The sequence below is a fragment of the Citrobacter sp. RHBSTW-00599 genome (assembly GCF_013784065.1).
Classification (GTDB): Bacteria; Pseudomonadota; Gammaproteobacteria; order Enterobacterales; family Enterobacteriaceae; genus Citrobacter; species Citrobacter braakii.
Genome location: NZ_CP056717.1, coordinates 3264104 through 3286814, shown reverse-complemented (window position 1 = coordinate 3286814; position 22711 = coordinate 3264104). Strand labels below are relative to the sequence as shown.

23 protein-coding genes and 1 pseudogene are annotated in these 22711 nt (G+C 51.8%); 11 read left to right on the top strand and 13 right to left on the bottom strand.

Annotation, left to right across the window (positions count from 1 at the left end; all coding sequences use genetic code 11):
- The first annotated feature begins 8 nt into the window (after positions 1-8).
- From HV243_RS16280 to rmf, 5 genes are all read left to right on the top strand, one after another.
- The gene (locus HV243_RS16280) at positions 9-1916 is read left to right on the top strand and encodes an ABC transporter ATP-binding protein (protein ID WP_016152476.1); all 1908 of its coding nucleotides are present in this window, start codon (positions 9-11) and stop codon (positions 1914-1916) included.
- Positions 1917-1931: 15 nt separating this feature from the next.
- Positions 1932-3179: a membrane integrity-associated transporter subunit PqiA gene (gene pqiA / locus HV243_RS16275; RefSeq protein ID WP_016152477.1), complete on the top strand. Its 1248-nt coding sequence runs from the start codon at positions 1932-1934 to the stop codon at positions 3177-3179.
- Positions 3180-3183: 4 nt separating this feature from the next.
- On the top strand, positions 3184-4824 hold the full coding sequence (gene pqiB / locus HV243_RS16270; protein ID WP_003836843.1) for an intermembrane transport protein PqiB: 1641 nt from the start codon (positions 3184-3186) through the stop codon (positions 4822-4824).
- Positions 4821-5384, top strand: a complete 564-nt coding sequence (gene pqiC, locus HV243_RS16265; protein WP_016152478.1) for a membrane integrity-associated transporter subunit PqiC — start codon at positions 4821-4823, stop codon at positions 5382-5384. Before pqiB ends, pqiC begins: the two co-directional genes overlap by 4 nt.
- Positions 5385-5642: 258 nt before the next feature.
- Complete coding sequence (gene rmf / locus HV243_RS16260; RefSeq protein WP_003035871.1) at positions 5643-5810, top strand: ribosome modulation factor; 168 nt, start codon at positions 5643-5645, stop codon at positions 5808-5810.
- Between the two features lie 107 nt (positions 5811-5917).
- On the opposite strand, the gene fabA is transcribed toward rmf, so the two are convergent.
- Both fabA and HV243_RS16250 read right to left on the bottom strand, forming a co-directional pair.
- Positions 5918-6436, bottom strand: coding sequence for a bifunctional 3-hydroxydecanoyl-ACP dehydratase/trans-2-decenoyl-ACP isomerase (fabA, locus tag HV243_RS16255; RefSeq protein ID WP_003035875.1), 519 nt, complete (start codon positions 6434-6436; stop codon positions 5918-5920).
- A gap of 68 nt (positions 6437-6504) precedes the next feature.
- Positions 6505-8265: a Lon protease family protein gene (locus HV243_RS16250; protein ID WP_016156136.1), complete on the bottom strand. Its 1761-nt coding sequence runs from the start codon at positions 8263-8265 to the stop codon at positions 6505-6507.
- A 185-nt stretch (positions 8266-8450) separates the two neighbouring features.
- Here HV243_RS16250 and matP point away from each other — a divergent pair, with 185 nt between their 5' ends.
- The gene (matP, locus tag HV243_RS16245; protein WP_016152480.1) at positions 8451-8903 is read left to right on the top strand and encodes a macrodomain Ter protein MatP; all 453 of its coding nucleotides are present in this window, start codon (positions 8451-8453) and stop codon (positions 8901-8903) included.
- Between the two features lie 97 nt (positions 8904-9000).
- On the opposite strand, the gene ompA is transcribed toward matP, so the two are convergent.
- Both ompA and sulA read right to left on the bottom strand, forming a co-directional pair.
- Positions 9001-10059, bottom strand: a complete 1059-nt coding sequence (gene ompA / locus HV243_RS16240) for a porin OmpA (protein WP_046275731.1) — start codon at positions 10057-10059, stop codon at positions 9001-9003.
- A gap of 357 nt (positions 10060-10416) precedes the next feature.
- Positions 10417-10926, bottom strand: coding sequence for an SOS-induced cell division inhibitor SulA (gene sulA, locus HV243_RS16235; RefSeq protein WP_046275730.1), 510 nt, complete (start codon positions 10924-10926; stop codon positions 10417-10419).
- 216 nt (positions 10927-11142) lie between these two features.
- Between sulA and HV243_RS16230 the strand changes: the two genes are divergently transcribed.
- Positions 11143-11757, top strand: a complete 615-nt coding sequence (locus HV243_RS16230; protein ID WP_181603855.1) for a TfoX/Sxy family DNA transformation protein — start codon at positions 11143-11145, stop codon at positions 11755-11757.
- Here HV243_RS16230 and yccS read toward each other — a convergent pair.
- Both yccS and HV243_RS16220 read right to left on the bottom strand, forming a co-directional pair.
- A complete protein-coding gene (gene yccS / locus HV243_RS16225) occupies positions 11735-13888 on the bottom strand; it encodes a YccS family putative transporter (protein WP_016152484.1) in 2154 nt (717 codons plus the stop codon). The genes HV243_RS16230 and yccS overlap by 23 nt on opposite strands.
- A gap of 18 nt (positions 13889-13906) precedes the next feature.
- Positions 13907-14353: a YccF domain-containing protein gene (locus HV243_RS16220; RefSeq protein ID WP_016152485.1), complete on the bottom strand. Its 447-nt coding sequence runs from the start codon at positions 14351-14353 to the stop codon at positions 13907-13909.
- A 125-nt stretch (positions 14354-14478) separates the two neighbouring features.
- On the opposite strand from HV243_RS16220, the gene helD reads away from it, so the two are divergent.
- Positions 14479-16533, top strand: coding sequence for a DNA helicase IV (gene helD / locus HV243_RS16215; protein ID WP_019076416.1), 2055 nt, complete (start codon positions 14479-14481; stop codon positions 16531-16533).
- A 32-nt stretch (positions 16534-16565) separates the two neighbouring features.
- On the opposite strand, the gene mgsA is transcribed toward helD, so the two are convergent.
- On the bottom strand, positions 16566-17024 hold the full coding sequence (mgsA, locus tag HV243_RS16210) for a methylglyoxal synthase (protein ID WP_016152487.1): 459 nt from the start codon (positions 17022-17024) through the stop codon (positions 16566-16568).
- A 93-nt stretch (positions 17025-17117) separates the two neighbouring features.
- Entirely contained in the window at positions 17118-17780 is a 663-nt protein-coding gene (locus tag HV243_RS16205) for a DUF2057 family protein (protein WP_019076417.1), read from the bottom strand.
- Positions 17781-17951: 171 nt separating this feature from the next.
- Here HV243_RS16205 and HV243_RS16200 point away from each other — a divergent pair, with 171 nt between their 5' ends.
- Entirely contained in the window at positions 17952-18365 is a 414-nt protein-coding gene (locus HV243_RS16200) for a CoA-binding protein (RefSeq protein ID WP_016152489.1), read from the top strand.
- 67 nt (positions 18366-18432) lie between these two features.
- Here the strand turns inward: HV243_RS16200 and hspQ are convergent, their stop codons facing one another.
- Both hspQ and rlmI read right to left on the bottom strand, forming a co-directional pair.
- On the bottom strand, positions 18433-18750 hold the full coding sequence (gene hspQ / locus HV243_RS16195) for a heat shock protein HspQ (protein WP_016152490.1): 318 nt from the start codon (positions 18748-18750) through the stop codon (positions 18433-18435).
- A gap of 57 nt (positions 18751-18807) precedes the next feature.
- The gene (rlmI, locus tag HV243_RS16190) at positions 18808-20019 is read right to left on the bottom strand and encodes a 23S rRNA (cytosine(1962)-C(5))-methyltransferase RlmI (protein WP_053388962.1); all 1212 of its coding nucleotides are present in this window, start codon (positions 20017-20019) and stop codon (positions 18808-18810) included.
- Between the two features lie 113 nt (positions 20020-20132).
- Between rlmI and HV243_RS25605 the strand changes: the two are divergent.
- Positions 20133-20315: pseudogene (locus HV243_RS25605) on the top strand (hypothetical protein); the annotation flags it as partial.
- Positions 20314-20595, top strand: a complete 282-nt coding sequence (yccX, locus tag HV243_RS16185; RefSeq protein ID WP_016152492.1) for an acylphosphatase — start codon at positions 20314-20316, stop codon at positions 20593-20595. The pseudogene HV243_RS25605 and the gene yccX, both read left to right, overlap by 2 nt.
- Here yccX and tusE read toward each other — a convergent pair.
- The 3 genes from tusE to HV243_RS16170 form a co-directional block, all read right to left on the bottom strand.
- Entirely contained in the window at positions 20592-20921 is a 330-nt protein-coding gene (gene tusE, locus HV243_RS16180) for a sulfurtransferase TusE (protein ID WP_016152493.1), read from the bottom strand. The genes yccX and tusE overlap by 4 nt on opposite strands.
- 69 nt (positions 20922-20990) lie before the next feature.
- Entirely contained in the window at positions 20991-21542 is a 552-nt protein-coding gene (locus HV243_RS16175) for a LuxR C-terminal-related transcriptional regulator (protein WP_016156140.1), read from the bottom strand.
- 10 nt (positions 21543-21552) lie between these two features.
- Complete coding sequence (locus tag HV243_RS16170) at positions 21553-22710, bottom strand: CfaE/CblD family pilus tip adhesin (RefSeq protein WP_053388961.1); 1158 nt, start codon at positions 22708-22710, stop codon at positions 21553-21555.
- Between the last annotated feature and the right edge of the window lies 1 nt (position 22711).

The following is a 22711-nucleotide window of genomic DNA, read 5'->3' as shown; positions in this document are numbered from 1 at the left end:
ATAAATAAATGTCATTGATCAGTATGCATGGTGCATGGCTGTCGTTCAGCGATGCGCCGCTTCTTGATAATGCAGAACTGCATATCGAAGATAACGAACGCGTCTGTCTGGTTGGCCGCAATGGCGCAGGTAAGTCGACGCTGATGAAGATCCTCAACCGTGAACAGGGTCTTGACGACGGGCGTATTATTTATGAGCAGGACCTGGTTGTGGCGCGTCTGCAGCAGGATCCGCCGCGTAATGTTGAGGGCAGCGTCTATGACTTCGTTGCCGAAGGTATTGAGGAACAGGCTGAATATCTGAAGCGTTATCACGATATTTCGCGCCTGGTGATGACCGATCCCAGCGACAGAAACCTGAATGAAATGGCGCGGGTTCAGGAAATGCTCGATCACCATAATCTGTGGCAGCTCGAAAGCCGCATTAATGAAGTGCTGGCACAACTGGGACTGGATCCTAACGCCGCGCTTTCTTCGCTTTCGGGCGGCTGGCTGCGTAAGGCGGCGCTGGGCCGCGCGTTAGTGAGCAACCCGCGCGTACTGCTGCTGGATGAACCAACTAACCACCTGGATATTGAAACTATCGACTGGCTGGAAGGGTTCCTGAAATCCTTCAATGGGACAATTATTTTCATTTCCCACGACCGTTCATTTATTCGCAATATGGCGACGCGTATTGTCGATCTCGACCGCGGCAAGCTGGTGACCTATCCGGGGAACTACGATCAGTATCTGCTGGATAAAGAAGAAGCGCTGCGGGTGGAAGATCTCCAAAACGCGGAATTTGATCGCAAGCTGGCGCAGGAAGAAGTCTGGATCCGTCAGGGCATCAAAGCGCGTCGTACCCGTAATGAAGGCCGCGTGCGGGCGCTGAAAGCCATGCGTCGCGAGCGTGGAGAACGTCGCGAAGTGATGGGCACGGCGAAGATGCAGGTCGAAGAGGCGAGCCGTTCTGGCAAGATTGTCTTCGAAATGGAGAATGTTGATTACCAGGTTGATGGAAAGCAACTGGTAAAAGATTTCTCCGCGCAGGTGCAACGTAGCGACAAGATTGCGCTAATTGGACCTAACGGCTGCGGTAAAACAACGCTGCTGAAGCTGATGTTAGGTCAGCTTCAGGCTGACAGCGGACGCATTCACGTCGGCACGAAGCTGGAAGTGGCGTATTTCGATCAGCACCGCGCCGAACTGGATCCGGATAAAACCGTGATGGACAACCTTGCTGAGGGTAAGCAAGAGGTGCTGGTTAACGGTAAACCTCGCCATGTGCTGGGCTACCTCCAGGATTTCCTGTTCCATCCGAAACGGGCGATGACGCCAGTACGTGCGCTCTCTGGTGGGGAACGCAATCGCCTACTGCTGGCGCGTCTTTTTCTCAAACCCAGTAATCTTTTGATTCTCGATGAACCAACGAACGATCTGGACGTCGAAACGCTGGAACTGCTTGAAGAGCTGATTGATAGCTACCAGGGCACCGTGCTGCTGGTGAGCCACGACCGTCAGTTTGTGGATAATACCGTCACCGAATGCTGGATCTTCGAAGGCGGCGGTAAAATTGGTCGTTATGTCGGCGGTTATCATGATGCCCGCAGCCAGCAATCGCAGTATGTGGCGTTTAAACAGCCAGTTGCGAAAAAAACAGAGGAAACCGTTGCTCCTAAAGCAGAAATTGTCAAACGCAGCACGAGCAAACTAAGCTATAAACTGCAGCGCGAACTGGAGCTGCTCCCCGCGCTGCTTGAAGAACTGGAAGCTAAACTGGAAGCATTACAAGCTCAGGTAGCTGACGCCGCTTTTTTCAGTCAGCCGCATGAGCAAACGCAACAGGTATTAGCTAATCTGAACGAAGCTGAACAAGAACTTGAGCAAGCCTTTGAGCGCTGGGAGTATCTTGAGTCTTTGAAGAACGGCGCATAATTTAAAGGAGCACATATGTGCGAACATCACCATGCCGCGAAGCATATTCTGTGCTCGCAGTGTGACATGCTGGTGGCGTTACCTCGCCTTGAGCATGGTCAGAAAGCGGCATGTCCACGATGTGGCACTACGTTAACGGTTGAGTGGGACGCGCCACGGCAGCGTCCTACCGCCTATGTGTTAGCAGCATTATTTATGCTGCTTTTGTCAAACCTCTTTCCCTTTGTGAATATGAATGTTGCGGGGGTGAGCAGCGAAGTGACGCTGCTGCAAATCCCCAGCGTTCTCTTTTCGGAAGATTACGCCAGCCTCGGTACCTTCTTTATCTTATTCGTTCAGTTGGTTCCCGCTTTTTGCTTGTTGACCATTTTGCTGTTGGTGAATCGGGTTCATATGCCTGAGCGGCTTAAAACATGGCTGGCGCGTATTTTGTTTCAGTTAAAAAGCTGGGGAATGGCAGAAATTTTCCTCGCGGGCGTGCTGGTGAGCTTTGTTAAGCTGATGGCCTACGGCGATATCGGTGTGGGCAGCAGCTTCATCCCGTGGTGCATGTTTTGTATGCTCCAGTTGCGGGCTTTTCAGTGTGTGGATCGCCGTTGGCTGTGGGATGATATTGCCCCTATGCCAGCCATTAAGCAGGAATTAAAGCCTGGTGTGCCCGGCATCCGACAAGGGTTGCGTTCCTGTTCCTGCTGCACCGCTATTCTTCCGGCAGACGAGCTGGTATGCCCACGCTGTCAGACGAAAGGTTATGTGCGACGTAAAAACAGTCTGCAATGGACATTGGCATTACTGTTTACGTCGATCATGCTTTATCTTCCTGCCAATATTCTGCCGATCATGATCACCGATCTGCTCGGGTCAAAGCTGCCTTCAACGATACTCGAGGGCGTGGTTTTAATCTGGAGCGAAGGTTCTTACCCGGTGGCTGCGGTTATCTTTATCGCCAGTATTATGGTGCCGACGTTGAAGATGATCGCCATTGCCTGGCTGTGTTGGGATGCCAAAGGGCACGGCAAACGCGACAGTGAACGAATGCATTTAATTTACGAGGTTGTAGAATTTGTCGGTCGCTGGTCAATGATCGACGTTTTTGTAATTGCCGTACTCTCCGCGCTGGTGCGCATGGGAGGGTTAATGAACATTTATCCTGCAATGGGTGCTTTGATGTTTGCTTTAGTCGTCATTATGACAATGTTTTCTGCGATGACATTTGATCCCCGTCTGTCGTGGGACCGTGAACCAGATCATGAGGAGTCCTGACAGCATGGAATCTAAAAGTGGGGAAGCCAAAGTGCAAAAGGTAAAAAACTGGTCGCCCGTGTGGATATTCCCTATAGTCACTGCCCTCATTGGCGCGTGGGTCCTGTTTTATCACTACAGTCATCAGGGGCCACAAGTCACGCTGATTACCACCAATGCCGAAGGTATTGAAGGGGGCAAAACGACGATTAAGAGCCGCAGCGTGGATGTCGGTATCGTCGAGAGCGCAACCCTGACTGATGATTTGACCCATGTGGAAATTAAAGCTCGTCTTAACTCCGGAATGGAAAAGCTGCTGCATAAAGATTCTGTCTTTTGGGTGGTGAAGCCGCAGGTTGGACGTGAAGGTATCAGTGGGCTCGGCACGCTATTGTCCGGGGCTTATATTGAACTGCAGCCTGGCAATAAAGGCAGCAAGCTGGAAAATTACCAACTGCTGGATTCACCGCCGCTGGCGCCGCCAGATGCGAAAGGGATCCGTGTGATTCTGGACAGCAAAAAAGCCGGTCAGCTGAGCCCGGGCGACCCGGTTCTGTTCCGTGGTTATCGTGTAGGTTCGGTTGAAACCAGCACATTTGATGCGCAAAAGCGTACGATTAGCTATCAGCTATTTATCAATGCGCCTAACGATCGTCTGGTGACCAGCAATGTGCGTTTCTGGAAGGACAGTGGGATCGCCGTGGATCTTACTTCGGCAGGTATGCGCGTGGAAATGGGATCTCTCTCCACGCTGTTTGGCGGTGGCGTAAGTTTTGATGTGCCAGAAGGGCTGGAACAAGGCGAACCGGTCGCACAGCAGTCTGCGTTTAATCTCTATGACGACCAAAAAAGTATTCAGGATTCACTGTATACCGATCATATTGATTACCTGATGTTCTTTAAAGATTCAATTCGTGGCCTGCAGCCCGGTGCGCCACTGGAATTCCGTGGCATCCGTTTGGGTACGGTAAGCAAAGTACCTTTCTTCTCGCCGAATATGCGTCAGGTCTTCAACAATGATTACCGCATTCCGGTGCTGGTACGTATCGAACCAGAACGTCTGAAGGCACAGCTGGGAGAAGATACTGATGTTGGCGCTCATCTGGCAGAATTGCTTAAACGAGGATTACGGGCATCGCTGAAAACCGGGAACCTGGTGACTGGCGCTCTGTATGTCGATCTCGACTTCTACCCGAAAGAACCGCCGATTACCGGTGTGCGCGAATTTAACGGTTATCAAATTATTCCGACCGTGAGCGGTGGTCTGGCGCAGATCCAGCAGCGACTGATGGAAGCGCTGGATAAGATTAACAATCTGCCGTTGAACCCGATGATTGAGCAGGCGACCAATACGTTGTCGGAAAGCCAGCGTACGATGAAGCATCTGCAAACCACGCTGGACAACATGAATAAGATCACGTCCAGTCAGTCGATGCAGGATCTTCCGGCGGATATGCAGAACACGCTGCGCGAACTGAACCGTAGTATGCAGGGCTTCCAGCCGGGGTCCGCCGCCTACAACAAGATGGTGGCGGATATGCAGCGTCTTGATCAGGTACTGCGAGAACTGCAACCGGTACTGAAAACGTTGAACGATAAGAGCAATGCGCTGGTATTTGAAGCGAAGGACAAAAAAGATCCAGAGCCGAAGAGGGCGAAACAATGAAAAAGTGGCTAGTGGCGATGATGGCGGTCTGGCTGACGTCATGCAGCTCCAGCGGAGAAAATAAAAGCTATTACCAGCTCCCTATCGCGCAAGGGGGCGTACAGAGCTCAGCTAACCAGGGTAACCGTCTGCTGTGGGTTGAACAGATTGCGGTCCCGGACTATCTGGCGGGTAATGGGGTGGTTTACCAGACCAGCGATGTGCAATATGTGATAGCGAATAATAATCTCTGGGCCAGCCCATTAGATCAGCAATTGCGCAATACCCTGGTTACGAACCTCAGTATGCAGTTGCCTGGCTGGGTTGTCGCTTCGCAGCCGCTGGGAAGCACTCAGGACACGTTGAACGTTACCGTGACCGGCTTCCACGGTCGGTACGATGGTAAGGTCATCGTGAGCGGTGAATGGCTGCTGAATCACCAGGGGCAGTTGATCAAGCGTCCATTCCACATCGAAGCTGTACAGACTAAAGACGGCTACGATGAGATGGTGAAGGTTCTGGCCAACGCCTGGAGCCAGGAAGCGACGGCAATGGCTCAGGAGCTGAAACGCATCCCTTAAGCTTAAATAATTGTAAATTATGCCGCCCCTGGTTCATTGCCCGGGGCGGTTTTTTTTATTTTTTTAGCCGTGGAGATAGCTGTTCTGACAGACTATTTTTGTACAAATGATTTTGCGGGTAGCTCACAAATATGACACTGGCGTGAATTTTGCGCATTGACGAGCCTGATGTTTAGGGGTATTCGTTTTAGTGTGATTGCACACTTAGTAATCACTGTTTTCTTTTCCACCAGACCCAAAAGATGAGGGAAACGAGGCATGAAGAGACAAAAACGAGATCGCCTGGAACGGGCACATCAACGTGGATATCAGGCCGGCATTGCCGGACGCTCAAAAGAAATGTGTCCCTATCAGACGCTGAATCAGAGGTCATACTGGCTGGGAGGCTGGCGAGAAGCCATGGGGGATAGGGTTTTAATGGCCTGATTCTGTCTCTTTAGATAAAAGAAACCTCCGCAGAGCGGAGGTTTCGCCTTTTTGCCCTCCAGACAAGACGAATAAACGTTAATGTCTGGCTGCTAAGCTGACCTTGATTAGAACGCGGAAGTGTCCTGGAACAGACCCACTTTCAGATCGTTTGCGGTATAGATCAGACGACCATCAACCAGCACTTCACCATCAGCCAGGCCCATGATCAGGCGACGATTAACGATGCGTTTGAAGTGAATGCGGTAAGTCACTTTCTTCGCAGTCGGCAGAACCTGGCCGGTGAATTTAACTTCGCCTACGCCCAGCGCGCGGCCTTTACCTTCGCCGCCCAGCCAGCCGAGATAGAATCCAACCAGCTGCCACATGGCATCCAGACCCAGGCAGCCCGGCATCACCGGATCGCCGATAAAGTGGCATCCGAAGAACCACAGGTCCGGGTTGATATCCAGTTCAGCTTCAACATAACCTTTGTCAAAGTTGCCGCCGGTTTCGGTCATCTTGATGACACGGTCCATCATCAGCATGCTTGGTGCAGGCAGTTGTGGCCCTTTTGCGCCAAACAGCTCACCGCGACCAGAGGCAAGAAGGTCTTCTTTTGTATAGGATTCGCGTTTATCTACCATGTTCTCTGTAAGCCTTATTTTATTGAAGCACGCAGGATAGCTAACACGTGTACGCTGAACAAGTCCGATCAGTTCGGAATAATCCAGTTCAGCCAACGTAGCGGCCAGGGAAAACGATGACGACCTTCCTGCTGCGTTGCCGTAGCAATACGCTCCTGGATAGTTTGCATCAGCGTTGTCTGGCCTTCACCATCCCACACCAGATTTAATAACAGTGGCAGCGCATCGGTCACGTCGTCCACCGCCCAGATAGTGAATTTTTCTTCTTCTACGGCCTGTAGCAGAGCGGGCTGCAGGCTCAGGTGTCTGACATTCGCTGAAGGAATGATAACGCCCTGTGTGCCTGTCAGCTCACGCTGCTGACAGATGGCGAAGAAGCCTTCAATTTTCTCGTTCAGACCACCAACAGGTTGTGCCCGACCAAACTGATCGACAGAACCGGTAATGGCGATGCTTTGATTAACAGGAACGTCGGCGAGGGCGCTAATCAATGCGCAAAGTTCTGCCATGGACGCGCTGTCGCCGTCCACTTCACTGTAGGATTGCTCAAAGGTCAGCGAGGCAGAGAAGGGGATTTGCTGTTCAAGCTGGAGTTCCGACATCAGGAACGCCTGCATAATCATCATACCCTTCGCATGAATATTTCCGCCAAGCTCGGCTTTGCGCTCAATATCCGTAAATTCGCCGTCGCCAATATGAACCACACAGCTGATACGAGAAGGCTCACCAAACGCGCGGGGGTGACCAGGAAATTCAATCACCGACAGGGCGTTGATTTGGCCAATACGCTCGCCTTCCGTCTCGATCAGGATCTGTTCCTGCAGGATCTCATCCTGCATTCGTTCGGCGAGGAAACCTTCCCGCCATTCACGCTGGGTTAGCATCAGGCTGAACTGCTCAGCGTTGCAGGTTTCGCCCTCGCATAACGGGGCCACTTCTTTGAACTGACGGGTGATCCACAGCGGGTTAAGCGGCAATGTATCCTGTTCGCCGGTATAACGAACGGCTTCACGGATCAGCACTTGCCAGGCATCAGGGGCCGGGTAGGGCAAATTGTTGCGCGTAGCGGTATGTGTTACCCACTGACACCACTGCGTCATGGTTTCGGCATCCACTATCTGCAGATTATCTTCAAACTCGCTATAAATAGCCTGCTCAGCCAGCTCCGGCTCCATGTCCTGGAAGTCTGCCAGTGATTCACGTTCACCGACTAATACCACTTTGAGTTTAAGCGGCATAGGTGGAACGGAGACGGGCAGCGGGCGAGACTCATCAAAAGCTACCCAGTCAAAACGCTCGTGGCTGACAATGGCTTTCAGGCGCATCCACAGCAGCGGTTGGGCCAGTAGCGTGCGCAACGAAATAACCAGCACACCACCGTTGGCCTGATGCACAAGGCCTGGCTGTAGGGTAATTTCGCCGTTGAACTGACGCAGACAGCCAAACAGTTGTTCGGCTTCAACCCAGTCAGCGCAGACTACCTGGGTTAATGTCGCAAAATTGTCTTCTGCTGTCTCAGCTGTACGATAGCGGATAGTGTGACCGGAGATATCATAATGACCTCCGGTGAGACTTCCGGCATCCGAGTGCAGAGGCCGCGCGGCCTGTGCAATAAGGTTGATGTACTCAAGCTCCTCCGGCGCTTTTACCAGCATGAACGAAGACGTCGTCCAGTGCTGAAGAAGCTGCTCTAGCGCAAATTGTAAACGTGGCTGAGTATCACTAAGTAAGGTATCGGTGTCGTCAGTGACGTGCGGCTGTGCAAATACTTCCTGATAACTATCGGTGTCAGGAACCAGATCACGCCATGCAAGTTTCGTAATGGTCAAAGTTGATGTTTTTTAGTCTGTTGTAAAAAACGAGATTATACCGTAACCATCATCACTGCACACGTGGAAAGCGCTGTGAAACGAATGCGATGACGCGCGACAGTTCACAGGCTGGATATTCTTTTCTTCAGATGCCGAAAAAGCTGATATTCTGATAAGAGTTACACGGTAACATTGAGATCGCAATGAAATATCAACAACTTGAAAACCTTGAAAGCGGCTGGAAATGGAAGTATCTGGTGAAGAAGCATCGTGAGGGGGAATTAATCACCCGTTACGTAGAGGCCAGCGCTGCCGAAGAAGCCGTTGATTTGTTGCTAACCCTCGAAAATGAACCGGTTCGGGTCAATACCTGGATTGAAGAACACATGAACTCTGCGTTGCTAAATCGTATGAAACAAACCATACGGGCGAGGCGTAAGCGGCACTTTAACGCGGAGCATCAGCATACGCGAAAGAAATCTATCGATCTGGAATTTATGGTCTGGCAGCGCTTAGCGGGGCTTGCGCAGCGGCGCGGTAAAACGCTTTCTGAAACCATTGTGCAACTGATTGAAGACGCAGAGCATAAAGAGAAGTACGCGAATAAAATGTCGACATTGAAGCAGGATTTACAGGCGCTGCTGGGAAAAGAATAACCACAGAATGGCTAAATGTGTTGTGTACAGGCGTGCTTTGATTGATAAAAAGTGAAAAAAAAACCCCGCCAAGCGGGGTTTTTCATAAGACGATAACTTAAGCCTGAGGCTGAGTTACAACGTCTTTGATACCTTTAACTTCGATCTCAACACGACGATCCGGAGCCAGGCAGTCGATCAGTGCAGCGCGAGCTTTCACGTTGTCACAGGTGTTGCCAGTAACCGGGTTGGATTCGCCCATGCCACGTGCAGAGATTTTGTCAGAAGGAATACCTTTAGAGATCAGGTAATCAACAACGGACTGAGCACGTTTCTCGGACAGACCCTGGTTGTAAGCGTCAGAACCGATGCGGTCAGTGAAGCCCAGAACCACTACGGAACCGTCTTTCGGGTCCAGGTTGCTCAGCTGGCTGTACATCTGATCCAGAGCCTGCTGGCCTTCTGGTTTCAGAGTTGCTTTGTTGAAGTTGAACAGAACGTCAGACTTCAGAGTGAAGTGTTTGGTCTGTACTTCTGGAGCCGGAGCCGGAGCAGCAACTACTGGAGCTGCTTCTTCCTGCTGACCGAAACGGTAGGAAACACCAACGCTCAACAGACCGTTATCCGGACGACCGCCAACGGTGTTCGCGTCACCGATGTTGTTGGTCCACTGGTATTCCAGACGGGTAGCGATTTCAGGAGTAATTGCATACTCTACGCCACCAGCGAATACTGGGGAAACACCAGTGTCGTGGTCTTTGAAGCCTTCGTTGTTTTTAGCGTCTGCACGCCAAACCATACCACCCAGACGGGTATAAACGTCCAGATCGTCAGTGATTGGGTAACCCAGTTTAGCGGTCAGCTGAACGCCCTGAGCTTTGAAAGCGCCGTTTTGATGGGTAGCGTCGGTGTAGCCTTTGTACGGCATACGACCTAACCAGTCGTAACCCATTTCAAAACCAACGTACGGGTTAACCTGATAACCACCGAACGCACCAGCACCCAGTTGGCTTTCGTGGGTAGGACCAGCGTTGTTGATCTGGTTGTTACCAATATCATGGTACTGAGACCAGCCCAGTTTAGCACCAGTGTACCAGGTGTTATCTTTCGGAGCGGCCTGCGCCACGGTAGCGAAACCAGCCAGTGCCACTGCAATTGCGATAGCTGTCTTTTTCATTTTTTGCGCCTCGTTATCATCCAAAATTCGCCATGAATATCTCCGAAGAGAGATAACACGGTTAAATCCTTCACCCGGGGACCAGTTCAATAGTTACTCTACCGATATCTGCGGCTTATGCCGAGCACCCCTGGCGATGTAAAGTCTACAACGTAGTTGAAAACTTACAAGTGTGAAGTCCGTCAGGCATATGAAAAAAAAAGGCTTGTGTACACAATATTTAACATTTATAGATGAATAAATGTACTGAAGATTTCCTGAAAACCGCTTCAGACAGGCCTTCAGCCGGAAAACGCGTTACAGCTCAATGGCAAATTAAAACATGAAAAAAAATTCCAGGATAAATCCTAATTTTACTCAATGATACAAATTCGAGTGAATTTTTAGCCCGGAATGCTGTCTCCCCGCAAGTGACTGAGCGCGAACAGGACGCATGATAAACCCCATCGCATTACCTTCATCTGCCGCTTTTACCAGTTCGGCATGTTCATCTTCGGTTAATTCTTCCGTCAACCAGCCGATGACGACGCTGTAGTTACCTGTGCGCAGCGCACGAATCATCGATTCCAGCGTATTGCAGGGGGAGAGCTGGCTGATTTGCATGACTTTGGTCAATGGAAGCCCGGCCGACTGCACCCACTCACGGCTTAATTTTTGCTGAGGCGTCAGCCACAGCTGCCAGCGTGATTGTTGCCCTAATTGTTGCAGCAGGGGAAGCAGCAGGAGCTGCGTCATCATGGGCTGGTCCTCGCGATAGACCACTTCACTGATAAGCCCAGCGGTAGCGTTCTCTGCTGAAACGCGCGCAATGCTGCTCGATGCGGAAGAGAACGACGAAGAACGATTTGCATAACCTGAAGTGTACATAATCAATCCAGCCCTGTGAGTTACTGTATGGATATACAGTAACCCTGCCATCAATAAAGATCAACCTTATTTTCGGAAACAGGTTCGCAATTTTTAGTCATCATCACGGGAAAAATAAAATTCATCTTGCCCCATACGCATAAGTTGCCTATTTTCGTCATTAACGGATCTGCTACTGCAAATTATTTGCTTACGTTATGATTTAAAAGGATTTTTATGAAAGAAAAGTCTTATGCAAGAATCTATAAATCACAAGAATATCTGGCTTCTCTGGGAACAATTCACTACCGCTCACTGTTTGGCGGCTATAGTCTGACGGTTGGTGATACGGTCTTTGCCATGGTAGCCAGCGGTGAGTTATATCTTCGCGCCTGTGAGCAGAGCGCCCAGTTCTGTGTAAAAAATTCTCCTGTCTGGCTAACATTTATCAAGCGCGGGCGACCAGTTGTACTCAATTATTACCAGGTGAACGATACCCTGTGGCAGAACCAGCAGCAGTTAGTATCGCTATCACAATTTTCACTCGATGCAGCCGTTAAGGAAAAACAGAGTCGCTTTGCACAACATCGCCTGCGGGAATTACCGAATATGACGTTTCATTTGGAGACCTTGCTAAATGAAGCAGGAATTAAGGATGAGGGGACATTGCGATCGCTGGGAGCTCAGATGTGCTGGTTGAAACTTCGGCAAAATAACCCTGCCTTAACGGTAAAAATACTCTATGCCCTTGAAGGAGCGGTTGACGGGGTGCATGAAGCCGCGCTCCCGGCGACGCGTCGCCAGGAGCTGGTGGAGTGGGTGAGTTCTCTTACGCCGGAACCGGGGTATTAGATGGCAGCACAGCAATTTGTTGCTGTAATCGCCGAATCTCCGGGAGCAGGGCAATCAGTAACCCAACTTGCTGTACGACCAGCGGCTCTTTACTGTCCGGACGTGGCTCGAGATGCTGAATTCGCTGCTTCAGATCTTCCAGCGCCTGGTATACGCGCTGCTCATCAGCAGGTTGATGGTGAAGCGCATCATCTACATAGCAGACGGCATCATCCAGCAATGCCAGAACGTCAGGATTGGTTAACTGCTCGCGATGTGCGCCGAGGGCGGAAATATAGCTGGTAAACGTATGGTTAAGACACAGCAAGCGGAACGCCGTTTCGCGTGTTTGGGCCGTGACATCCGGTTCACTCGACATGTTCGACACCACCGAAGCAAGTTCCGCATCACGATTGTGCGCGTCACGGCGGGCGATACGGTATGCCAGACGATTATCACGCCCCTGATGATATTGTTCGAGAATAGCATCAAGATAACGACAGTTAGCGTCAGTGGCCCGTTCAATCACTCGCGGCAGATTCCGAAAACGCCAGTCTGGCCAGATAAAGCTGACAGCAGCCCAGGCGATGGCACAGCCGATCAACGTATCGATGACGCGCGGAAGTGCAACTTCAAAACCTTCACCGAGCAGGTTAAAGCACAACAGCACCAGCAGAGTGATAAACATGGTGGCATGCGCGTACTGGACGTTACGAAAGGCAAAAAACAACACGCCGGTGATCACCAGAAGGATCAATTGCCCTTCGAGAGAAGGTACAAACCACAGGATCGGTAACCCAATGGCGATCCCGACTAATGTGCCGATAATCCTTAGTGCCAGACGATGTCGGGTGGCGTTGTAGTTTGGCTGGCAGACAAACAGACTGGTCAACAGGATCCAGTACCCGTGGTTCATTCCGGTTATCTGGATAATGGCATAGCCGACGCATAGCACCAGCGACATGCGAACAGCATGACGAAACAGGGCGGACTCAGGCGTGAAGTTACGGCTCAGACGCAACCAGATATCACTGAACCCATGCGGGCTGTCATCGGCAAGCTGATTTTCAGACTCATTGCGCGAAAGTACCTGAGCCTGTTCAGACTCAATGGTAGCCAACTGGGCATCAATGGCCCGCAGGTTTGACAGCAAAAATCCCAACGTGTTGAGCAGGTCGGCAGGCTCACCACTCGCGCGCATGCGCTCAAGTGCAGCATCAATATGGGTGAAGACGCGCTCAAAGTGCGGATCGTGCTGATAAGGCGTGCGTAATAAAATACAGCGAGACAGTTGCGAACACGCTTGCCCCTGCATCGACATCAGGCGCTGGAAGCGGAACATCACGTCGCTGTGGCGGAAATGGTCGCGAAGCGTTTGGTACTGAATATGCGAGGAGCTTGCGCGTTCGTGAATATCCTGCGCCACAAAATAGTAATGTAGCGTGCGACGTGTTCCTCGCTGTCCGCGGTCGCCGCGCAGGCGGGTCAGCAGTGACACCTTTGTCTGGTTTAGGGTCGCCATCAGTTGCCCATTCGCAAGAGCCAAATCATACAACGGCGCCTGGCTTTCATCTTCTATGTCGGGATCAAAAAGACGCGATTTCAGTTCCAGATAGTGCGCTAACTGTTCATAGCTACGCGCCAGATTGTCCTGCAACGGGCGAATAGGGAACAGAAGATGTCCGGTCAGGGTTAACAGGTTGTACCAAATGGCGCCCGCGAGCAGCAGGATCGGTTGCTGATACCACTGATCGTAAAGCGAGGTGCCGAGCATCGTGTAAATGGCGATCAGCAACGCGCCAAAGGCGATGGTTGCATAGCGCTGCCCTAATCCCCCCAGCAGTATAAAGCCGCTGGTGGAAAGCGTTAACCCAAGGGCAAACAGCCATGGCCATGGGAAGAGCAGTTCGACCGAGGCCGAGGCAATGAAAAAGCACACCAGCGTGATGATCAAATTGCGCAGGCGGCCTGCAAGACGATCGTCCAGGTCAGTAAGCGCGGCAGCGACCATACCCAGCGTGAGCGGGATGGTCAGCTTAACGTCACCCAGCCACCAGGGCAGCGCTGTTGTGCCGCAAAGCGCGATAAAAATCCGCACGTAGTACAGCCAGGTGCTGTTCCAGGTATAGCGTTTGAGCAGAGGACTTAACATAAAGGCCATCGGTCCTGATTATTCGAAGCGACGACGCGCGTTGGCTTCACGCGCTGCGCGAGCAACTTCAACTGACACTACCCGGCGACCCACCGGCCACAGTGCAATCGCCGCGATTTTGAAATTCGCAATGCCAACCGGGATACCAATAATCGTAATGCACTGGGCAATACCGGAGACAATGTGCATCAGGCACAACCACCAGCCGAAGAAAATCAGCCAGAAAATATTGAGCACGGTGCCTCCGGTATTCAACAGGACGTTTTTGCCCGCTGGATTAAGCTCATCGACATGAATCGCTTCGTTACCGTAGGGAAACAGCGAGAGTCGGGTAATTTCCCAGCATGAGCGGGTCAGGGGGAGAGTAAAAATCAGCACAATACTGACCAGCGTAGCCAGTAACCAGGCTAAGGTGGTGGCGAATCCCCCGAGCACAAAATTTAAAATATTCAGAACAGTACGCATAAACCCTCGGTTAACTCTGGTTTTCTGTGAATTCGGCAATTGTAACGTTTTTTTGGGCTGGAGCACGTTTTCTCTGGCGGTTACACTGATAAGCAAACCTCTTCGTGTGGATCCGCTTGAGTCTTATGGAACTGAAAGCAACTTCTCTTGGAAAACGTCTGGCACAACACCCTTACGATCGGGCCGTTATTCTCAATGCCGGGATTAAGGTTTCCGGCGATCGTCACGAGTATCTTATTCCCTTCAATCAGTTACTGGCTATTCATTGTAAACGCGGCCTGGTATGGGGTGAGCTGGAGTTTGTGCTCCCGGATGATAAGGTGGTTCGTCTTCACGGCACAGAATGGGCTGAAACCCAGCGCTTCCATCACCATTTGAATTCGCTCTGGCAGCAGTGGAGTCAGGAAATGAGCGACGTCGCTGCGGGAGTTTTACAGCAGCAGTTGGAGGCGATCGCCACCCGCACCAGTGAGAATAAATGGCTGACGCGCGAGCAGACGTCAGGGCTACAGCAGCAGATCCGCCGCGCCTTTGCCGCATTGCCGCTCCCGATCAACCGGCTGGAAGAATTTGAAAATTGCCGTGAGGCGTTACGTCAATGCCAGGCATGGTTGAAGGACATTGAAGCTTGTCGCTTGCAGCACAACCAAGCGTATACCGATGCCATGCTGGAAGAACATGCCGATTTTTTCCAGCAAATTGAGTCCTCGCCGCTGAATCCGGCCCAGGCGCGGGCGGTGGTGAACGGCGAACAATCATTACTGGTTCTTGCGGGGGCCGGAAGCGGCAAAACATCCGTATTGGTCGCCCGTGCGGGCTGGCTACTTGCGCGAGGGGAAGCGGCGGCGGAACAAATCCTGCTGCTGGCGTTTGGACGCAAAGCGGCCCAGGAGATGGACGATCGCATCCGTGAACGTCTGCATACGGAAGAGATCACTGCGAGGACGTTTCATTCACTGGCGTTGCACATTATTTCGCAGGGGAGCAAAAAAGTCCCGACGGTTAGCAAGCTGGAAAATGATGTTGCCGCGCGTAGCAAACTTTTTATCACGACCTGGCGTCAACAGTGCAGTGAGAAAAAGGCACAGGCCAAAGGCTGGCGGCAATGGTTAGAAGAAGAGATGCAGTGGTCTGTACCCGAAGGTAACTTCTGGGATGACGAAAAATTACAGCGCCGGCTGGCTTCCCGGCTGGATCGTTGGGTTAGCCTGATGCGTATGCATGGCGGAGCGCAGGCGGAGATGATCGCCAATGCTCCGGAGGAGATTCGCGATCTGTTCAGTAAACGCATTAAGCTGATGTCTCCCCTGCTCAAGGCCTGGAAGGGCGCCCTGAAGGATGAGAATGCCGTCGATTTTTCCGGGTTGATTCATCAGGCCATTGTCATTCTGGAAAAAGGCCGGTTTATCAGTCCGTGGAAACACATTCTGGTCGACGAATTTCAGGACATTTCTCCTCAGCGTGCCGCCCTGTTAGCCGCACTGCGCAAGCAAAACTCACACACTACGCTGTTCGCCGTAGGGGATGACTGGCAGGCAATTTACCGGTTCAGCGGAGCACAGCTTTCGTTGACCACCGCATTCCAGCAAAACTTCGGCGAGGGCGACCGTTGTAATCTGGATACGACTTACCGTTTTAATAGCCGCATTGGTGAAGTCGCAAACCAGTTTATCCAGCAAAACCCTCATCAGCTTACGAAACCGCTCAACAGTCTGATGGCAGGCGATAAAAAAGCCGTCACGTTGCTCGATGAAAGCCAGTTGGATCTGCTACTGGATAAGCTGTCGGGATTTGTGAAGGCAGAAGAGAGAATTCTGGTGCTGGCGCGATACCATCACCTGAAACCAGCCAGTCTGGAGAAAGCAGCTACCCGTTGGCCTAAGCTACAGCTGGATTTCATGACTATCCATGCCAGTAAGGGACAGCAGGCAGATTACGTTATTGTTGTGGGGCTTCATGATGGGAATGACGGTTTTCCCGCCCCGGCCCGCGAGTCGATTATGGAAGAGGCGTTGCTTCCGGCGGTGGAGGATTTCCCGGATGCTGAAGAGAGACGCTTGCTGTATGTGGCTCTAACGCGTGCACGGCATCGGGTATGGCTGCTGTTTAATAAAGAAACACCGTCGTGCTTTGTGGATGAGCTTAAACAACTGGATGTTCCGGTAGCAAGAAAACCCTGAATAGCAGGCGGCAATTGCCGCCTGCCCTGCGTTTATTTGAGGCGCTCTGCCAGATAGCGGGCGTAATCTGGGATCAAGATGTCCGTTGCATCGTTGAAGTTTGGCGACTGGATAATAAAATCGGCGGTCGACACGTTGGTGGCAACCGGAATGTTCCATACCGTCGCCAGACGCAGCAGGGCTTTGACATCAGGATCGTGAGGTACGGCGTTCAGCGGATCCCAGAAGAAAATCAGCACATCAATTTTCCCTTCTGAAATCAGCGCACCCACCTGCTGGTCACCCCCCATCGGACCGCTCAGCATGGCGTTGACGTCCATTCCCGTTGCGCGTTGGATTAAGTTTCCCGTTGTTCCTGTGGCGTACAGAACGTGCTTTTCCAGCAACGGCTGGTGGCGTTCCACCCAGCTCATCAACATCTTTTTACAGTGATCGTGTGCAACCAGCGCAATATGCTTACGCGCTGGCAATGTGCGAGTTGTTAATTCCATAGTACAGCTCCCAAGTTAACCTGGTTACAGAGTACTGGAAGCTCTTGACGCTGCAAGAGAAAGACAAAAAAAATGCGTATGCGAACATAAATGTCATGAAGGAGGCTGTTTCTGAGCCCATTGCAAAAAGTTACTTCGCGTTTGTGCGTCGGCCTGCTGGTACCAATATTTTAAGCGCTGTTCGGTCAGCGTTTGCGACTGAGGCGGCACGCGATCCAGTTCAGATACCCCGGAAAGCAGCGAGCTGTCATCGGCCATCATCGTAGCAAACTGCGGTAATGACGCATGTTTAGCCGCTTTGTTATAGCGTTCAGTTTCCATTTCATAATTCACTATTTTCGCTGTGGATGTGATTGACAGAATATCCAGCTTGACGGGGATAGGCATGGAGTCCCCATCCAGCAATTCCACACGTGGAACGTCATCAAAATGCGCTGTATCCCGCTCATTGTTCAGACGCGGGAGGTGGAAATTAACCTGGCTGACGAGTTGCGTATCAAAGCTGATGACCAGCGGAGGCGAAATATACAGACGTTCTTCGTGGCTGGACAAGCGAATGGTTTTTTCTACGCGAAATACGAGCTGGTGGCGACCATTTTCCAGCTCGATACTGTCGGCGCCACGCAGTAATGAGCTGGAAACTTTTTTTCCGTCCAGCACCAAAAGGTCAATATCATTAGACAGGCGTAATGAGGTAGCAAAAACGGTTACCGGCAAACACAGGGCAATTAAGGCTGTCACAATGCCGGCTTTCATAGGTTTCTCCTGTCCAGAAAATAGCTGCAAACATGTATCTAAATTTTTCGATAATCACGTTTACTAACATATAGACATATTTTTGAGTTTAGCTCTCATACGCCAGTATGGGATGAATGGTTGCGGGGGCAGGTTTGTCGTACACTTTGTTAAACAGCCTGGAGGAAAACGATGAAAGAGACCGATATTGCTGGCATTTTGACATCTACCCGCACGATTGCACTGGTTGGCGCAAGCGATAAACCCGATCGCCCAAGCTATCGCGTGATGAAGTATTTACTCGACCAGGGCTATCACGTTATTCCCGTTTCACCGAAGGTTGCCGGGAAAATGCTGCTGGGGCAGCAGGGCTATGCAACGCTGGCGGATGTGCCAGAGAAAGTGGATATGGTCGATGTCTTCCGTAATTCTGAAGCGGCGTGGGGCGTCGCTCAGGAGGCTATCGCCATTGGCGCGAAGACGCTATGGATGCAGCTTGGCGTAATTAACGAGCAGGCGGCCGTGCTGGCGCGTGATGCGGGGCTGACGGTGGTGATGGATCGTTGCCCGGCGATTGAGATCCCGCGACTGGGACTGGCGAAGTAAAGTTTGACTGTCGCCGGATGAAACGCACAGGCCCGATAAGCGAAGCGCCATCGGGCCTGTGTTAGTATCAATTACGCAGGCGCGGAGCCTGAAGCTGTTTACGGATTGTGCGCGCCAGTTCATCCATTGACGGTTGCTCCGGATGTTCTTCCTGTAGCTCGCTACTCAGTTGCGCTTCGGCCAGATACGTATGCACTGGCAGACCATTATCGTCTTCCATCACCACGTGATACCAAGGAGCGGCGCGAAGTTCGCTGTTAACCGCCAACTCATCGGCTGACGGCTCATCAAGCGAATATTCCGGGTCGATATCCACGACCACTCCGAGGTAACCTAACAGGGAATGGCGGACCTGCTGGCCGATACCGAATTTGCTGGCAATCATAGTCACCTCCCGGGAAATAGATACCCTCTATGTAAGGGTAATATTCCACTTTTCAAGTTACATGATGCGACAGGCAAACCCTTTCAGATACAGCCCTTCCGGGTAGGTAGCGATCACCGGATGATCGGCGGCCTGACGGAACTGCTCTATAAATTGTACATCACGACCAGCATCTATTGCGGCATCAGCGATGATTTTCTGAAATAAATCGGTCGTCATCAGCCCGGAGCAGGAAAATGTCAGCAGTACGCCGCCTGGGTTCAGCAACTGAATAGCCAGCATATTGATGTCCTTATAACCGCGGCAGGCGCCCATCAACTGGCTTTTATTTTCGACAAATTTCGGCGGATCCATCACGATGACATCAAATTTCTCACCGCGATCGCGATAGGCGCGCAGCAGTTTGAACACATCATCTCGCACGAACTCGGCTTTACTCAGATCCAGCTTGTTCAGTTCCACGTTCTGGCGGGCAATATCGAGTGCTTCCTGAGAGGTGTCGACGCTGACCACCTGACGGCATCCGCCCATTAATGCTGAGACCGCAAAGCCGCCGGTATAGGAGAAACAGTTCAGGACACGCTGGTTTTCCACATAACGACGCGTCGCCAGGCGGCTATCGCGTTGATCGAGGTAATAGCCGGTTTTGTGACCGTGCTGAATATCAACCAGCAGCTTCATACCGTGCTCTTCGATAGGCAGCAGAGCAGGCGGCAGTTCGCCCGTGACGGGCCCTTGGGTCAGCGCCATACCTTCTTTTTTACGCACGGCTACATCGCTACGGTCATAAATAGCGCAGTCCGGGAAAACAATTTGCAGAGCATTAATCAGCGCGGCGCGTTGGTATTCAGCACCCGCGCTGAGCAACTGCAATACCAGGAAGTTGCCGAAGCGGTCAATAGTGACACCCGGCAGGCCGTCGGATTCTCCGGCGATCAGACGGTAGCTGTCCAGACCGTCCTTTTTCGCCAGCCAGTCACGCCATGTCTGCGCCTTCTGCAGACGACGGGTAAAGAAATCAATGTCGATGGATTCAGACTTATCGAAGGTCCAGACGCGCGCACGGATCTGCGACGCAGGAGAAAACGCACCGCGCGCTAACCATTTCCCTTGGTGGTCAACAATATCAACGGTTTCACCGAGGTTGGCTTTACCTTCCATACGTGCGACAGCACCGGAAAATACCCATGGATGGCGGCGAAGTAATGATTTTTCGCGCCCCTTGGCTAACACTAAACGAGGATAATGTGGAATTGTAGATTCAGTCATGCGGAGCAACCTCTCACAAACAGTGACGCGGGTTGGATGAAAGTACCAACCTGAAACCATTAAAATAAAATGGCGCGTAGAGTAGCACAGATGGTGAGGTCAATCATCAGCGTCTGGCGCTACTGCATGATGGTATGGCGGGACCTCTGCTTATCGAGCGACGGTTTAATCTCACTGAACAGGTGCGACAACTTATTCAGTTATCCCCTGCTAATCTATGGACAGCTCAGGAGATTGCCGGTCATCTGTCCATCGGTACCTGTTCTTTCATTTATGTTGATAAGGAGAACCGCAATGTCGAAAGTCTGCATCATCGCCTGGGTCTATGGCCGGGTTCAGGGGGTAGGATTTCGCTACACCACCCAGCATGAAGCGCAACGGCTGGGGTTGACCGGCTATGCGAAGAATATGGATGACGGCAGCGTAGAAGTTGTCGCCTGTGGTGAAAGCGAGCGGGTGGAACAACTGATGAAGTGGTTGAAAGCCGGGGGACCACGCAGCGCCAGGGTTGATCGGGTTCTCAGCGAACCGCACCGCCCTGGCGACGAGCTAAAGGGATTTAGTATCCGCTATTAAATACATTTCACCGGTTTCGGCAGGCCGGCAATTTTAGTTGCCTGCTTAGCTGGGCCTTTCGGAAACAGGCGATAGAGATAACGGCTGTTGCCTTTTTCTTCGCCAAACTTGTTGGCCATCGCTTTTACCAGCATGCGGATAGCGGGGGAGGTATTAAACTCCAGATAAAACTCGCGAACGAAACGCACCACTTCCCAGTGTTCGGGGGAGAGAACGATACCTTCGTTTTCGGCGATTTTCTCCGCCAGCGGCTCGCTCCATTGCGTGGTGTCTTTCAGATAGCCTTCGCTATCGGTCTCAATTTCATGGCCTGCAAAAATGAACATAGTGCTCTGTCGATAAAGTAAAAACCGCCCTTAGTTTAGCAAATAAGGGGCGGCGTGAGAAACCTCGACCTACAGAAGTAGCTGTAGCAGATTGTTGGCATTAAGCTTCTTCAGCGCGTTGCATTTATACGTCGAAACCTGTTTTTCGCTAATCTGCGTCATTTGCGCAACATGTTTTACCGATTGACCGTTAACCAGCCTGTCGAGAACATTGAACTCCATGCCAGTCAGGCAGCAATTCAGACTGCGTACCCGACGGGGCTCTTTAGCAAGCAGATACGCCGCATCCACGACGGCAATTCTGTCATCAATGATATGTAAGGTCAGCGTGGCAAAACGCTTTCGTAAATGCGTGGCCAGTGCCCAGCCTTTTTCATTGCACACCAGATAAACCGTTCCCTCCCAGCGCCTGGCCTCCAGTTGAAGCAGAATGTCGACCAGTGCCAGATGCGTCCTCGCGACGGAAAAGCGGCAACGCACAACGAGGGTGTCGCAGGCCAACAGCGAACGGTGCCACTGTAACGCGCCGCTCTCAACTTGAGTGTGAGCGTTACGGCGCAGAAGGGCGTAGCGCAACCCTTCGGCATAAAAACGATTATTATCAAGAATGACGTAATTCACGGCGGCCTCTTTATAACGTACTGGGTGTGTAGATGATGCGTAGCGTGCCGGTGTAATCCCCGGCGTTTTTACTGCTGGCTGCAAACGCAGGGGTTTTCAAAACAATAGGGGCTGGTACGCACAGTACGCTCTCACGTCCGCCGGGCAGGACGACCTGACGCAGATGCTGCGGATCGTTGGTGCCTTGCCAGACTAGGGTTTTACCGTTGGCGACGGTTTCGGTTGCGCCCGTGACAGAATTAGTGACGAAGACCTGATAGTCGAGACGATCCCGCGCATCGGTCTGACTTCCGCCGCGTCGCCGGATTGAAAATGCCTCTTCAGCACGGTCCATTGAGGGGAGTCCGTCGTCCTCAAACCGAAGATAAGTGCGGGTGCTGGTACTGTTTTTGCCGTCGTACAGGCACATATCCAGCGTGTTTTCACCCTGGATTTCACTGCCACCCGGCCGCCCCGGGAAGTTGGTCAGGTTGAGGTTAACGACAGGCGTTGAGTGCGGAAATGCCGGCAGATAAATCTGCTGATTACCCGGATCGACAACCTCAATGCGTATCGTGGCCTGCCAGCTAGCAATGGCGCGATAGCCTGGACATCCGGTATTGACGTCGTTGAAGTTCCCGCCGCAGTTGGCAGTATCCCATTCACGCAGGTTCTGCTTCAGCGTTGCGGTCCAGATACCCGGCAGAGCGAGCTTTTCCAGCTCGCTTTTCACGATATAGAAATCGAAGTAAGGTTCTCTGTTCCAGTTTGCAACAATATTTGTCCCTCCCGTGACAAAACTGGCATAGGTAAAAACTTTATTATTGATAAACATGTAGTGGTCGCCATAAATCTTAAGATCCACCGTTTTGCTGGTAAGGGCATGCGTAAAACGTAAATTGATGGCATAAGGTGTCCCTGGGTTCGCCGTGAACCAGACCGGGGCGGTCATGCAGGCGCCCACTGCGGAGTCGGTACGGGACAGACACGTCAGGGTATTACGTCCCCATTTTTGCGGATCGGCGACATCATAGCCGCTCGGTTCATGAACCCAGATATCAAAGCGCGCGGGGGGGGCCATGCGATCGAAGCTGATATCGACGCTGGTGTTTCTTCCGGCAGGGGCCGCTGCCTGGGTCTGGCCCGCCCACAGACTTAAAAAAAGTAAAATAATTAAGTGCTTGTTCACA

Bases quoted from the DNA above. Each gene is read 5' to 3' on its own strand.
- mgsA (WP_016152487.1), bottom strand. From the start codon at position 17,024: ATGGAATTAACAACTCGCACATTGCCAGCGCGTAAGCATATTGCGCTG.
- yccS (WP_016152484.1), bottom strand. From the start codon at position 13,888: ATGTTAAGTCCTCTGCTCAAACGCTATACCTGGAACAGCACCTGGCTG.
- tusE (WP_016152493.1), bottom strand. From the start codon at position 20,921: ATGTTCATTTTTGCAGGCCATGAAATTGAGACCGATAGCGAAGGCTAT.
- matP (WP_016152480.1), top strand. From the start codon at position 8,451: ATGAAATATCAACAACTTGAAAACCTTGAAAGCGGCTGGAAATGGAAG.
- pqiA (WP_016152477.1), top strand. From the start codon at position 1,932: ATGTGCGAACATCACCATGCCGCGAAGCATATTCTGTGCTCGCAGTGT.
- sulA (WP_046275730.1), bottom strand. From the start codon at position 10,926: ATGTACACTTCAGGTTATGCAAATCGTTCTTCGTCGTTCTCTTCCGCA.
- rmf (WP_003035871.1), top strand. From the start codon at position 5,643: ATGAAGAGACAAAAACGAGATCGCCTGGAACGGGCACATCAACGTGGA.
- yccX (WP_016152492.1), top strand. From the start codon at position 20,314: ATGTCGAAAGTCTGCATCATCGCCTGGGTCTATGGCCGGGTTCAGGGG.
- rlmI (WP_053388962.1), bottom strand. From the start codon at position 20,019: ATGACTGAATCTACAATTCCACATTATCCTCGTTTAGTGTTAGCCAAG.
- pqiC (WP_016152478.1), top strand. From the start codon at position 4,821: ATGAAAAAGTGGCTAGTGGCGATGATGGCGGTCTGGCTGACGTCATGC.
- HV243_RS16220 (WP_016152485.1), bottom strand. From the start codon at position 14,353: ATGCGTACTGTTCTGAATATTTTAAATTTTGTGCTCGGGGGATTCGCC.
- helD (WP_019076416.1), top strand. From the start codon at position 14,479: ATGGAACTGAAAGCAACTTCTCTTGGAAAACGTCTGGCACAACACCCT.
- HV243_RS16280 (WP_016152476.1), top strand. From the start codon at position 9: ATGTCATTGATCAGTATGCATGGTGCATGGCTGTCGTTCAGCGATGCG.
- ompA (WP_046275731.1), bottom strand. From the start codon at position 10,059: ATGAAAAAGACAGCTATCGCAATTGCAGTGGCACTGGCTGGTTTCGCT.
- HV243_RS16230 (WP_181603855.1), top strand. From the start codon at position 11,143: ATGAAAGAAAAGTCTTATGCAAGAATCTATAAATCACAAGAATATCTG.
- HV243_RS16200 (WP_016152489.1), top strand. From the start codon at position 17,952: ATGAAAGAGACCGATATTGCTGGCATTTTGACATCTACCCGCACGATT.
- HV243_RS16205 (WP_019076417.1), bottom strand. From the start codon at position 17,780: ATGAAAGCCGGCATTGTGACAGCCTTAATTGCCCTGTGTTTGCCGGTA.
- pqiB (WP_003836843.1), top strand. From the start codon at position 3,184: ATGGAATCTAAAAGTGGGGAAGCCAAAGTGCAAAAGGTAAAAAACTGG.
- fabA (WP_003035875.1), bottom strand. From the start codon at position 6,436: ATGGTAGATAAACGCGAATCCTATACAAAAGAAGACCTTCTTGCCTCT.
- hspQ (WP_016152490.1), bottom strand. From the start codon at position 18,750: ATGATTGCCAGCAAATTCGGTATCGGCCAGCAGGTCCGCCATTCCCTG.